At 32.2% G+C, this 13,932-nt stretch carries 12 protein-coding genes; 3 read left to right on the forward strand and 9 right to left on the reverse strand.

From position 1 onward, the window contains the following. The 9 genes from ABXT67_RS14090 to ABXT67_RS14130 form a co-directional block, all read right to left on the reverse strand. Positions 1 to 450, reverse strand: coding sequence for a hypothetical protein (locus ABXT67_RS14090; RefSeq protein ID WP_415374677.1), 450 nt, complete (start codon positions 448 to 450; stop codon positions 1 to 3). A 309-nt stretch (positions 451 to 759) separates the two neighbouring features. Beyond that, positions 760 to 1,332 (reverse strand): Crp/Fnr family transcriptional regulator, encoded by a 573-nt coding sequence (locus ABXT67_RS14095; protein ID WP_415374678.1) that lies wholly within the window; start codon positions 1,330 to 1,332, stop codon positions 760 to 762. 817 nt (positions 1,333 to 2,149) lie between these two features. Beyond that, positions 2,150 to 3,652 carry a serine hydrolase gene (locus tag ABXT67_RS14100; protein WP_415374679.1) on the reverse strand — a complete coding sequence of 501 codons (1,503 nt, stop codon included), beginning with the start codon at positions 3,650 to 3,652 and terminating at the stop codon, positions 2,150 to 2,152. Between the two features lie 77 nt (positions 3,653 to 3,729). Then, positions 3,730 to 4,377 carry a DUF4386 domain-containing protein gene (locus ABXT67_RS14105; protein WP_415377002.1) on the reverse strand — a complete coding sequence of 216 codons (648 nt, stop codon included), beginning with the start codon at positions 4,375 to 4,377 and terminating at the stop codon, positions 3,730 to 3,732. An 83-nt stretch (positions 4,378 to 4,460) separates the two neighbouring features. Further along, positions 4,461 to 5,456, reverse strand: coding sequence for a hypothetical protein (locus ABXT67_RS14110; protein WP_415374680.1), 996 nt, complete (start codon positions 5,454 to 5,456; stop codon positions 4,461 to 4,463). 42 nt (positions 5,457 to 5,498) lie between these two features. Next, the gene (locus ABXT67_RS14115) at positions 5,499 to 6,176 is read right to left on the reverse strand and encodes a DUF4386 domain-containing protein (protein WP_415374681.1); all 678 of its coding nucleotides are present in this window, start codon (positions 6,174 to 6,176) and stop codon (positions 5,499 to 5,501) included. Between the two features lie 141 nt (positions 6,177 to 6,317). Continuing rightward, positions 6,318 to 8,639: a helix-turn-helix domain-containing protein gene (locus ABXT67_RS14120; RefSeq protein ID WP_415374682.1), complete on the reverse strand. Its 2,322-nt coding sequence runs from the start codon at positions 8,637 to 8,639 to the stop codon at positions 6,318 to 6,320. Positions 8,640 to 9,067: 428 nt separating this feature from the next. Next, positions 9,068 to 9,667, reverse strand: a complete 600-nt coding sequence (locus ABXT67_RS14125) for a DUF6642 family protein (RefSeq protein ID WP_415374683.1) — start codon at positions 9,665 to 9,667, stop codon at positions 9,068 to 9,070. 428 nt (positions 9,668 to 10,095) lie between these two features. Further along, on the reverse strand, positions 10,096 to 10,605 hold the full coding sequence (locus ABXT67_RS14130) for a YybH family protein (protein WP_415374684.1): 510 nt from the start codon (positions 10,603 to 10,605) through the stop codon (positions 10,096 to 10,098). Between the two features lie 623 nt (positions 10,606 to 11,228). On the opposite strand from ABXT67_RS14130, the gene ABXT67_RS14135 reads away from it, so the two are divergent. Genes ABXT67_RS14135 through ABXT67_RS14145 form a run of 3 tightly spaced genes read left to right on the forward strand, consistent with a single transcriptional unit; the run spans position 11,229 to position 13,642 of the window. Further along, the gene (locus ABXT67_RS14135) at positions 11,229 to 12,026 is read left to right on the forward strand and encodes an alpha/beta fold hydrolase (protein WP_415374685.1); all 798 of its coding nucleotides are present in this window, start codon (positions 11,229 to 11,231) and stop codon (positions 12,024 to 12,026) included. 24 nt (positions 12,027 to 12,050) lie between these two features. Further along, complete coding sequence (locus ABXT67_RS14140; protein WP_415374686.1) at positions 12,051 to 13,241, forward strand: ATP-binding protein; 1,191 nt, start codon at positions 12,051 to 12,053, stop codon at positions 13,239 to 13,241. Further along, a complete protein-coding gene (locus ABXT67_RS14145) occupies positions 13,241 to 13,642 on the forward strand; it encodes a response regulator (RefSeq protein ID WP_415374687.1) in 402 nt (133 codons plus the stop codon). The genes ABXT67_RS14140 and ABXT67_RS14145 overlap by 1 nt, the downstream gene beginning before the upstream one ends. Positions 13,643 to 13,932: the final 290 nt, after the last annotated feature.

The raw sequence follows: 13,932 nt of genomic DNA on the forward strand, positions 1-13,932 counted from the left end.
TTATTTTTTGGTGAAATATTCTACTGATGCTTTTTCCATAAAGTCGAGAACTTCACTATTAAAAGAGATGGACTGTTTTATAAATTGATTGAGGTCTTGGTTAGAGCTATCTCTAGCATCTACTATTTTTTCTAATAATGCTATTAATTGTTTATTGGTTTGAATGGTAATTTGAAGATTTTTAATACTCCCTTTTACATTTAAGTAATACCGTTTGTGATTAGAATCTTCAATAGAAGTGATGTCATTTATTTCATCTCTTTCTTCTAGTTGATCTAGTGTATTTTGAAGATCTTCTGCTTCTATATTTGTTTGCTCTTCTAATGCTTCAAAGGTGAAATATTTCTGATTTGACTTATAAAACACGCTCAATATTTTACCCATATTTGTCGGGTAGAATTCTTGCTTTTGAAGAAGCGGAAATACTTGAGTTATTTGTTGATTTTCCATATTGCTTATTGTTGAGTGCAAAACTAAAGCGGTTAAAAAGGAAAAAGTGTGACAAATGTCAATTAATAAAAATTGTTGATTTTTAATAAGTTATAGGTACCATATTGAAGTGGAAATCAAACAGCCTGATGATTCCTATAATTATCAGGAGAAGCGCTAGAAATAGCAACCCTTCAAATTGTTTCACAAGCTACTTTCACTGAAAATATATTTTTATTTCAGTAATGCTTAGGAGCAACTAAAAGCTTAATTCTTGAGGTCACCTGCTTACTGGCAGACAGATGCTAGAATATTAAAATGGAAATTAGATTAAGAATATTTACGTATTCTACTAAGTGTTTCTCTTTTTATTCCTAAAAAAGAGGAAAGCTCTTTTTGCGGTAGTCTTTGCAAAAAATGCGGCATCTCTTTCAATATGTGATTGTATTTTTGTTTTGCAGTAAATGATTGTAGAAAAAATAAACGCTCGTCTGACTGGATATAATAGATTTCCAACAGTTCGCGGAAAAACGTTTCTACTGCGTGGTATTTTGAAGCTAACTCATAGCACATCTTTCTTGAGATACTAATGTACTCACAATCTTCAATAATTTTTATGGCTTCTTTACTTGGCTCTTGGGTTACAAAACTAGCGAAAGCGACCAATAAATCTCCTTTAAAACTAAACCAAGTGATATATTCTGAGCCATCTTCTTTATGTCTAAACTGTTTTGCAATTCCGGACTGCACAATATATAATCTGTCACAGGTTTTATACATAGGAACTAATATCTCCCCTTTATGACAAGACCCCGTTTCAAAAGCACCGCTAAATTCGTTAAACGCTTGTTCGTCTTTCTTTCTTAGCAACTCTAGTTTTTCTGATACAATATCATTCTCCATAGTTCATTATTAATATATAAAGTAAATAAATTTTAAGTATACAGCAAAGAAATATTAACAAACAATCCAATTCCATACACATTACACTCCCCTCCTGCCGCCGGCTCATATAATAAGTATTACATTATTAAAGAAACTTTTACAAAGAAAAAAATAAAGAAGGTTCGTATTGGTAAAAAGCTTTTTTTCAAAGCAAAGTTACATAACGCAGCACATTATAACAAAGCTGGCGCGTTGGAGAAAATAGTATGTTTAGTACTACACATTCTATTTATAAAAGAAATGATAGCTATAATTCCCTCAGCCGCATCGTCTCGCAGCTTTCAACAATTCATCCTCAGGATAAATTATTTGAACTCGTGTAAAACATCCCAGAAAGTTCTGTACACACTAATAAACTCTAGAACTTGGGTCATTAAACTAATAAGCGGTTTGCTTCGCAGCGTTTAAAAAACATTTGTATCCATAATTGGCCGTGGCGCCTATCCCATTGAAGAACGGGATAAAATAGCATCTACCAAGCGCTCGATTGTTTTATAACACAAATGCGAAGCATTGGCTTTGCCTAATTTTGATTTGCAAGCAAATCTTCGATTTCACGAGCTCCATATTAATAAATAGAAATAACGCGAGTAATTATCCATCGCTTGCCAAGGCCAAAATAAAAGCGATCCTTTTACCTATTATTAAAAATCCCGTATTCGAAAAATGTACGTAATAAAAAAAACAAACGATTACTCACGTCTTTACTATGGTTTTAAACGTGTTCGTGAATGCTTCGCATTTCTCGTAGATTAGCACTATTTGTTGCTTTAAGTTATTGGATTAGTTTTTCAATTTTAGCAATCATTTCAGCAGCAGCTCTATTTTCTGGATTTAACTCCAAAGATGTCTTGTAGTTTTTTAGAGCCAATTCATATTCCTTATTTATAAAATAGGCTTCTCCAAGACTATCGTAAGGGTTCGGCAATTTCGGAAATTCGGAAACCAATAATGTAAATATTTTTATTGCTTCTTTCACTTTGTTTCTTGATAATAGTGCATATCCAAGATTGTTTAATTCATTTTGATTTCCAAAATTATATGCATCAATATTCTCTTTCTTTAGTTGATGATATAAAGCAATTCCTCCATCTACATTTTGCATTGTTTTGGGAGTAATTTTCTTTTCAATTGATTTTTTTCCATTCGGTTTTAAATCATTCACTAATCCCCTCACAGTACTGTGAAGTAAATCGCCTGTATGACTCTCACTGGAGTTTGTGACGATAGATACCCCCATATGGTATGCAGGGTAAACAGAAAACAAATTTTGCATACCTACTGCTCCTCCGTGATGGCTATAATGAATAGTTCCATCGCTATTATTTCCTATATTCCAATAATAAGCTAATGAAAAAGTTGGACTAACAGTAAAGTTAAGCCTGTGAGATTCTACTATAGTTGCGTTGGTTGTATCTAACTGTAGCCTCATATATTTGATAAGGTCAGAAGTTGTAGATTTTATTCCCCCTGCAGCCCCCCATGTTGGTATAGGAAAGTAAGGCGTGAGTTGTCCTTTACTATAGCCGTTGGCTAATCGACTCTGTTCACCTTCAGATAACCTTATCTTTGTACTCGTCATCCCATTTTTTTTGAATATGAAATCATTAAGTAATTCATCGAATGATTTTTGATAGACATTTTCAAGAATATGAGCCATTAAGTTGGGAGCTAAATTATTGTATTCATAAATGACACCAGGGATGGTATCAAGCACAGCATTTTCAATTTGCTTGAAAAACTTTTCCTCATTATAATTCTTTCCAATCTCCACAATCTTTTGAATGATACTGTCCCCTTCTTTTTTGAACGCATCTTCAAAACCTGTCCAGTTAGCAGGCAAGCGACTTGTATGTGTCACTAAATGTCTAATCGTGATGACTTCATTCTTATATTGAAAATTTGGATAGTCTTCCTTCAAATATTTTCGGATATCGTCATCTAAATTTAATTTTCCATCCAATACAGCTTGAGCAACCAAGGTTCCTGTCAAGGTTTTAGTTACCGATGCGATTTCATATATCGTTTCATCATTCGGAGGATTTTTTTTTCCAGCATCCAACGCTCCATAATGAGAAGTATATGCTATACCATCCTTTAAAATACCTATGGATACAGAAGTAATGGTTGAGTCACTTAGCATGGATTGAGCAGTTTCATTCATAAAAGTTTGAATAATAGCCGCTTTTGTGGCAGAGTCTCCTTCTGTGTTCTTTCCATTATTATTACAGGAAATAGCAGTAAAGACAACTACTAGGAATGGGATTAGGAGTTTCATTTGTTTCGATTTAAATTTTAGTTATTTACTCTTTGTTAAATGATTAAAGAATTTAGACGCCAATGAACTATACTTGGTTACAGAATCTTTTTTTTTGATACTTTGAATCCCTTTATTATCAACCATACACTTAAAGAAATTTCAAATAAACCTCCAGGAATTGACAAAAGAACCCCTACATTATAACCAAATAATTCAAGAATAGTTCCTGCTATAAAAACGATATATCCTATAAATCCCCATACTGAGAAAAATCTTGGAACAAGTTTTGAAATGTATAATACATAACAAAGCAAGAGACCACCAAAACCCCAGATAGCCATTCCTATTTGGTAGGCATAAAAGCTTCCTTTTTTTAAGAGCGTTCCTATGGTTTCAAAATTTGATGTATTAGCGGCACCGAGTTTTATATAATCTTCACTAAGAGGAACGAGTAAAAGTAAAAATATAGCACCTATCGCAAGTATAATAGTCGTGGTTATTGCTGCACATAGATATCCATAACTCAACGTTTTATTGAATGGCTTTAAAATCGGAAGTATAATTACTGGAAGTCCAATGTTTGCAATAGTATGAATTAGAGCCATGAGGCATATTCCAATAATAAGTGTTGTTTTATTATCAAAAATATGAGTTAGGAAATCTGGAACACTTACAATTGAATCCACAAGTCCACTGCCAATACCATAGGACAAGAATGCAATTAAAAAAAAACACCAAAAAATATAGCGGTTATTTTATGAATATTTGGAAGTTTAATAGTTGCCATTTTTGTAAAATTTAGATTTAAAGATCTTAATAACTGTCTTTAACTTTTCTTTTTAGTGAAAGGATCTATTGAAATTCCTATTTGAAAATATCCTGTCGCACCTTGTGTGTTTTCGTATATAAAATCTTGTGTGGGCTCACCTTTTGCTGTCGCACGATTACTTATAAAATTTTGAAGACCTCCTTGAAACGTTCCGATGAGATAATTATTAATAAGATGTTCATATATAATTCCCGTTTTTAGTTCTATCTGGCTGTATGCAAAGACATTTCCATAGGCTTGATCATTTGCATCAATATAAAACTCTGAGGCCCCAATCGTACTCCCCAGTGATAATCTACCATTGTCCCCAATCGGTCTGCGGAATAATAACCGTTGTGGTAAGATAAAGTCCACTTCCCATTTCAAATTTTTGAAGTGATGATTATAGCTAAATGTTGGGGTAAATGGGATTTGGTTGGATGGGTCAAGAAACCCCATAGCTCCTAATGTTATTGTAGTTCTTTCAGTCTGTTTCAAAATAAAAGTAACCCCAATAATTCCTCTAAAACGACCAAAATTTTCTTCATTGGCATCTGCAATAATCGAGACATTAAATATGACAGGTTTTTTAAATAAAGTTGAAAAGTATGTCGAACTCAAAGCTGTAGAAAAATTATGAAAACTGATAATACCATTGCGTCCAAAGAATGGTGAAGATGAAGGGTTTTCAATATTTTCAAACTCAAACTCACTAAATTGATAAAATAGTGAAGCAGTAAAACTCCATTTTTTCGTTTTATAAACTGGAATGTTCGCTGAAGCCATAAAATTTCGCTGATTTATAATATCACCTTCTTGAAAATCTTGGTCAAATAACTCGGAACTGAAACTTCTATCCAGACTTTGGTTGTATTCAAAATTGAAGAGCCTGGTTTCTGGAAATTTTTCTTTGACACTTTGTACTGCTTTTTGTTGCAATGCGTCTTGAGAATCTTGAGCTATGGCATAGCTTGAAACAAGAACTAACAATATTATTATGCTTATTTTTTTCATGAAATTCTATATTTATTGTATTTGAAATATTTTTTGGGCTAATTATGAGTGTTGATATTTAATTCCCTTAATCAAAAGATAAAGAGGGAAGATGACTTCTCCTAAGAAGGTGAATTCGCTAAATGTGATTTTAAATTGAGGGAGAAGAATTAACGTGAAAGAATCGACAACATAGCCTGCACATCCTATCATTAAAAGAACACCAATAAATCTTGGCATATAACCAGATTTATAGACTAAATATCCTAATGGAAAAAGCCAAAGTCCCCAAAACACTTGGGCGATTATGATGCCTTGGTGATGTAAATTCAGAAATACTGAAATAAGCTGTTGCGATTCATTTGCCTGATCTAATAAATGTAATACAGCTAAATTGTTAATCTCATTTAAGAATGCTATTGGTACCGCTAATAATGAAAATATGACCATTAGAGAAGCCATCCCTTTATCAAAAGGCTTAAATATTTTAAATAATAGTAGGACTAGAATAATATTTATGAGTTGCACTACTAATGCACTTATAATACTCCATCTAAACAAGGTTTCATTTTCAATAATATTGCTAATTGTTGCTGAAATATTATCAGTTACAATTAGACTTGATGGAACGTATATAATTCCAAATACTCCTAAAGGTACTAACGATAGATAAAGTATACCTGCTAGTTTTGCTCTTCTATTATTTAGACTATGGTTTGTATTTATAGGTATTGCTTTCATATTCACGGTTAATTTTATTCTGTGATTAAATATGATGCAAATGTATTTTACAAAGCGCGAAATTACTTTCTGAATTTCATTCAGGTTGCACGGAATTATAATTCCGAACAACATTGAAAAGGATAGTAGATGAACCCTTTTTTAAAGATTTATGTATTGCTTAGGCGTTAGTCCGGTTTCTTTCTTAAAAGACGTATTAAAAACCGTTCTAGAATTGAAACCACTTTCATAGGCTAAACCTTCAATGGTGAGGTGTGCATTACTTGGGTTTTTAGCCTTCAATTTAAATGCTTCAATTCTGTAAGTATTGATGAATTCGTTGTAGTTTTTACCGATATTATTGTTGAGTAACCAAGATAGTTGATTCGGGTGAATTTCAATCTGACTCGCTAACTCTCGTAAAGATAAATCAGGATTTAAAAAAGGCTCTTTTTCCGAAAGATGTGCTAACAGTTTAGCTGTATATTCCGCTGCTTTCTTAGTGTTGAGTAGCACAATCTTTTGCTTGGCTGACGCTTCCGTTTGATCGGTTTGAAATATTGTTTTCTGAAACGCATTATACCTTGGGTCATTTTTTATCCTATAAATCAAAGGGTCAGCATATCGCAAAAGAAGTAAAGGAGAATTATTTTCGATAGCTTCTGCTACCCATTCAAAGGCTTTGTCATTGTTTCCGTTAGCTGCATACATCATATATAGGTAAGAATCTGCCGTAAAACCGTTTTCCCCTTTTGACTGCGTGATTAGTTTTTCTAAATAGATGGAGGCGTTAACATGATCCTTCTTTAAGGCATAAGCCAATCCAATAATCCCAGTTTTATCTCCTTCGATGACAACCTCTGCAGGGATGTTATCAAAATAATTAATGACCTCATCGTATCTGCCTAACTTGAGAAGGCATAATGCTTTAACAGAATGTGCAGGAATATTTTTATCATTAACGGCTAAACATTGATCCAATAGATCTAAAGATTCAACATACTCCTCAATCATATAATGAAAATAAGCCTTAAAAAATTGTGTTTCTTCAGAAAGCGGATTTATGCTCAAAGCAATTTCAAGATGATGTCGTGATTTTTTCTTTTCGCCAGCAAGAATGTATAGAAAAGACATGAATTGCTGTGCTTCAGCATTATTAGGGTTAATCCTAATCGCTGTTTTCATTTCTCTTAGTGATTTACTATAATCACATTCAATAAAAAACGCTTGATTTGACAATTGATAATGTACACCAGAAGATTGCCCATTTAGCGCTAGCGCTCGGCTCGTATGTTTATTTGTTTTTTCCCAAGCGGCTTCAAATGGAATAAATGTAATTGTACCTAGAAAGCTATAACATCCTGCCAAGCCTAGATGAGCTTCTGCATATTTTGGGTCTAATTCTAAGGCTTTGTCATATAATGAGATGGCCATTTTTACATCTTCAGGGTTCCATTTGTTTTCGTGAAATTTTGCTTTTAAGCAATAGCCATAGGCATTAATATTCTCCGTTTGTTTGGTTACTAATGTTTCATCGATTTCTAAATGACCAAAATGCTCTCTTAATTTGTCAGCTATTAATAAACTAACTTCATCTTGTATTTCGAAAATATTTTCTAATTTTCTATCCCAAGTGTCTGACCAAAAATGGAAGTCGTCCTTCACTTGAATAAGTTGTGCTGTTATCCTAATAAAATCATTAGATAATCGGACACTTCCTTCTAAAATGGCTGAAACTCCAAGTTTTTGTCCTATTTCATTGATGGGTAGATTCTTACCCTTAAAAAAGAAAGACGAGGTACGAGAGGTTACTTTTAAATTTTGAATTTTAGCTAGTGCGTTCATAATTTCTTCTGTAATACCGTCGCTAAAATATTCATTGTCTTTGCTGTCACTCATATTGACAAAGGGTAAAACAGCAATCGTATTATTTACAGGTTTCTGTTTGTCTTTTATATCTGAGATAGCTGGCACCTTGATGCCTTTATTTGAAATTGCAAACACTTCGGCAGGAATGGCTATATTTTTTAGCTCAAAAGCACCTAAAGATATTGTCGAAATAGTCTCGTGATTTTTTAGTTCATCATTTATTTTTTTAGACAAAAGAATGCTGCCTTCTACTCCCAAACTCTCAATCCGAGAGGCAAAATTTACTGCATCTCCATAAACCTCTGTATCATCAAAAACGATATCTCCTAAATGTAGTCCTATTCTCAATGGTACTGAATCCCCTTGCTGTAAAAGGCGTTGTATTACTATAGCACAATTCACCGCTTCAATAGCACTTTTAAAAATACTTAAAGTACCATCACCGTAATATTGAATAATATCTCCTTTGAACGTATTGTGTGATTTTTGGAAAACTTCACGATGCCTAGCTCTAGATTTAGCTGCAAAGTTTTCATTAGTCTGCATCAAAACTGTATACCCAATGATATCGGTAAACATAATTACAGCAAGTTGACGCCCTTTCCTATCTTTCATTCAAAGTTTAAACTTTATATCTTAACTTATTATAACACCAATTGTGCAAACGAGTTAATTTTAATATGCGACACGAAGTTAACAAAAAAAAAAGCGAACAATTATTTCTGTTTTTGTTTAAACAAGGAATTCAAGAAATTAATTGTGTGTATTTCTAAACTAATTTTTGATTTTTCACAAAACACTAATTAATATAATCCCTTTCCACACAGATTTCACTACTCTCCTACGTCGTTTCGTAAAAAGCGTATTTACGCGCCCTCTCCTAATTGAGAAATAGGAGCTCGTGAACCCTGAAGGCTGTCATTATATTTTTAAATAAAAAATTAGACGTGAAAAAAATAAAAGAAAAATTAGCTCTTGCGAATCGATTTTAACAAAGCAAAGTTACATCACGCAGCACATTATACTACAAAATCTAATGTAGTTTAATAATACATCCTAAAATCAAGAAGTTTACAGGCAGTATAATGTCTTTGATGCAACTCTTCTACAACATCTAACATATTATCATCATCTTTAAATAAGTTAAAGAAGGCCTTGTCAAGATTTGAGCTGGTGATTCCATTACTTGCATTACCGTAGCCAGAAATACCTTTTGCGCCCGTAATATCCAAAAAATATTGTGCTTCTTCTTGGTCTAAATCTAGCACTTTTGCATTTGAAAAGTGTAACATCTTTCCTTGTAATCTTCCTTCAAAAATTTCTGCAATTTCTTGTAGACTATAATAGTAGTCATTTAAACAAATGCTATTTGCTTCGCCTTTTATCACCAGGTAGATGACTTCATAGTCTTTAAAATGATGATCATCCAAGACCAATGCATTTAAACTATCTTCTAGCCCTTCAATGGTGTCGCATGTTTTATAAATACTGGCTACTCCATATTGGACGGTCAATTGTTCTAGACTTTTTTGTGCTTCGGTAACGGCGTCCGTTTCTATATCTTGAACTGCTTCTAAACAATAAATGAAATAATCTGCATCTATAGGTTGTGCTTGGGGTAATTGCTGTCTTTTCTCTAACAAATTTTAAAATTTATGCTATGGTATTAAATACAAAATTAATATAACTCTTTTATTCTTTTCAGCGATATGTTATAAAGTATATGGAATCTATAAACAATTTTGAAAGTTTGCATCCCTAGGTCCTAATTAATTTAAAAGAATAGTATTAAACGAGACTATAAGTATCCATGCTATATACATTACCACTTCGCTCCTATCCTGCGTCAAGCTAAAGAACGCCTGGGGCAAAGAGAATTGCTTTGATATTCAAATAAATTTTTAGAAAGAAAAAAATTAGAAATAATGGTAGTTGTTTTATCTTTTCCTGTAACGCCATTACGAACTGCAAGACAATATAGAACAACCTACTTTATCTCGTGCCCACTCGGGGCGTTTGGCAAACCATTTTTCATGTTCAGGTTGCGTATTCTTTAGTAAATTCTAATAGCTTAAATACCTGACTTAACAGGAGATGTAGTCGTACTCATATCTCGCACGCATATATATGTTCCGTCTCGTTTCTGGAAAAAGGACATGTAATTTCCATTATCCTTTTCGTTACCAGAAGCATCGAATTCGGTCCAAGAACCAATCTCAACCGCAGTATCCCCTTCAGCATAAAGGTCTACAATTTTATATACATTATAATTTCCAGTCGTATCTTTTGCAATACCATTTGCAATATTGTCTCTGATGGCTTTCTTACCAGAAAGAGGTTCTCTGTTTCGGCTATAACTCATAGCGTCGTCGCTGTAATACGCAGCTACTGCATCAGCGTCTTTTGCTTTTTCACCTGCTGCAAAGGCATCTTCCATTGCTTGGATTTCAATCTTGACCTTTTCCATATCTAAGACTTCCTCTTTTTCTAAAGTTTCACCGGCAGTAAAAACGAAATCACAGGCGGTAAAAACGAAAGCCGTAAATATTAAAAACCCAAATAATTTAATGTTTTTTATCATAATAATTAAGTATTAGTTAGGTTCTAAATATACAAATTAAGTGCAGGTATAATGAGATTAATTGTCTTTTTTATTTATTTAAATGGCCAAAACCTTTTTATAACAACTTGTATGTAAGCACCTAAAGTGATTTCCATACTTAATTTTCGCATAAATAATTAGTTGTCTTTAAGTCATAATAAAACGAAATAACAACCTTGCAAATAATCGCCAGCTTAGTTATTAAAAAACGTTACCATACATTAAAAAAAAAACGTGAGAAAAGTATATCGACAAATAACTGATTTACAAAAAAAAATAAAAACGAAAGCACAACAAATGACTGAGTTGAAACCCAAGTCCTTTTACAAGGGATATAAATATTTTAAATGGTGCTTTGTATTTTATTTAACCCTAGTAAACTTCTATTAATCCTAATAAAACTTCATTTAAACGGTTTCAATTAAATATAAAGCGCAGATAATATTACTTTTATAGTACAAATGAAAAAATAAAATTATTTAGAGAAACTATTTATTATATTTATTGGGTTCAATTTACATTATTACTTTTATTAAATAGTTTTTTAGAAAATTTAGGCTCCCCAGAAAAATGGAATTATATTGTTCCTAACGCTCCATACTATGTTAAAACAGTTAATAAAACAAAATAATATAACAATTCACGGCATCAGCAGCAAAGTTATGTTCTTTGTTCACGGATATGGATGTGATCAAAATATGTGGAGATTTATTACTCCTCATTTCGAAGACACTTACAAAATAGTTCTTATAGACCTTGTTGGCTCAGGAAAATCGGATGAAAATGCATATAATTATGACAAATACAATTCGCTTGAAGGTCATGCAGATGATATAATCAATATTTGTGATGCTCTAAATTTACAAGACGTTTGTATTGTTGCGCATTCTGTGAGCGCTATGATAGCTACACTTGCAGCTTTAAAAAGACCAGCGCTCTTTAAAAAAATAATTATGATTGGTCCATCTCCACGATATATTAATGGTGATGGTTATTTTGGTGGGTTTTCTCAAAACGATATTGATGATCTTATGGAGACTATGGATTCTAATTATTTAGGCTGGTCAAGTGCAATGGCACCGGTTATTATGGGCAATGCTGATAGACCAGAGTTAGCAGCAGAGTTAGAAGAAAGCTTTTGCCAAAACAATCCTGAAATAGCAAGGCATTTTGCAAAAGTCACTTTTCTAGGAGATAATAGGAGTGATCTTAAAAAACTTACAACTGATACTCTTATAATACAATCTAAAACTGACGCTATTGCGTCCATTAAAATAGGACGGTTTGTGCGTGATAATATATCTAATAGTAAACTTGTAATATTAGAAACAACTGGGCATTGTCCACACCTTAGCGCACCTAATCAAACGATTGAGGCTATAAAACAATATTTAATATAGTTGGTTATAAAACCAGAACAGCTAATGAATTATAATGTAGATTATAAAGAACTTTATAACAACTTTGCTAGTGGTAATTTTTGTTCATTACCCAACGGCACTATCGTTCATTCCAATGAAAAGTTTTTAGATCTAACAAACTATACTCGAGAAGAAGTATTAGGCAAAAAAAAGTTTACAGATTTTCTTTCTCTTGGAGGAAAAATATATTTTGAAAATATTTATTCTCCAGCATTAAAGCTAAGTGGAACTATAGAAGAAATAAATTTTAATTTTATAAAAAAAGATGGTACTAAATTCCCTGTTCTCATTAACTCAGTGGAAGTAAAAGATAAAGAGGGGCTTCACTTATTTACTCAGTCTGCAGTATTCAATATTTCTCAAAGGAAAAAATATGAGCAAGAACTTTTAATAGCTAAAAGAAAAGCGAATGATCTTTCTAATGAATTGATAGATGTAAATAAAGAATTACTAAGTCGTGCCGAATTAATTTTAAAACAAAAATTACAATTAGAGGAATTCAACCGGCATTTAGAAAATAAGAATAGACAACTTTCAAGTTTTGCGCATATTGCATCTCATAATTTAAGATCGCCTGTTAGTAACCTTGTGGCGTTAAAGGATTTCTATAAAGAAAGTACAGATTTAGAAGATAAGTCTATGCTATTCTCCAAAGTAGAAATAGTTATAGGTCATCTTAATGAAACATTGGGTGAATTAATCGAATCGGTAAAAATACAAGGGAATAAAGACATTAAACATGATCCTATTATTTTTAATTCCGTTTTTGATAAAACACTAGCCATTTTAGATAATCAAATATTGGATTTAAAAGCAGTAGTAACCTCAGACTTTTCTGAAGCTCCTAACATCGAATATCCAAAACTTTACATGGAAAGTATTATGCTAAACCTGTTGTCCAATTCCATTAGATATAGTTCACCTGATCGTATTACGAAGATTCATTTCTGCACAGCTGTTAATAACAATGAAATAATCCTTATTGCTAAAGACAACGGATTAGGAATAGATTTACGAAAACATGGGCATAAACTTTTCGGACTAAATAACACATTCCATAGGCATCCAGACGCTAAAGGAGTTGGGCTTTTTATGACTAAAACCCAAATAGAAGCAATAGGTGGTTCTATAACTGTAGAAAGCGAGGTAGATAAAGGAACTACTTTCAAAATAATTTTAAAGAAAAATATGTGATGATAAGAAAACTACCTTTTATCGGTATAATAGATGATGATAAAATTTATCAATTCACGTTAATGAGGATTATTAACGATAATAAACAAGCAGAAAAGATTATTACTTTTTCGGATGGGGAAAAAGCAATTCACTATCTTACTGATAATAAATCGACTAATGAAAATATTCCAGATATTATATTTCTTGATGTCAATATGCCAATCATGGATGGATGGCAGTTCATAGACGAATATGCCAGTATAAAAACTGAAATTAAAAAAAAGATAGTCATCTTTATGTTAAGTTCTTCAGTTAATCCTATCGATATCGAAAGAGCAAGTAAAATAAATGAAATTTCTGACTACATAATAAAACCTATGAAATTAGAGGAGGTGAAAATGTTTTTTGATAATTTTTAAAATTTGTTTTTTTGTTTTGAATCTCGGCAAATAAAAAAATCTAGTATTAATAAAAAAGCATAAAATAAAACTCATATATTTCACTAGAAGCATTTCCACACGCATTGTGTTTCCCTACGAACTAGGTTGTGGCATAAAAAGCGTATTTATTCACAAGATTAATATTGTTTTAGAGGATTTTAGGTATCTCCTTCGATGATGTGATTAACATTATAAAAGAAAAATTTAGGTTTAATTTTTTCAAGAACTTTAATATCAACTTTCGATTTTGACCAAAGCTCAGGTTCTAT

It is taken from the genome of Patiriisocius sp. Uisw_017, assembly GCF_047731265.1.
Classification (GTDB): Bacteria; Bacteroidota; Bacteroidia; order Flavobacteriales; family Flavobacteriaceae; genus Patiriisocius.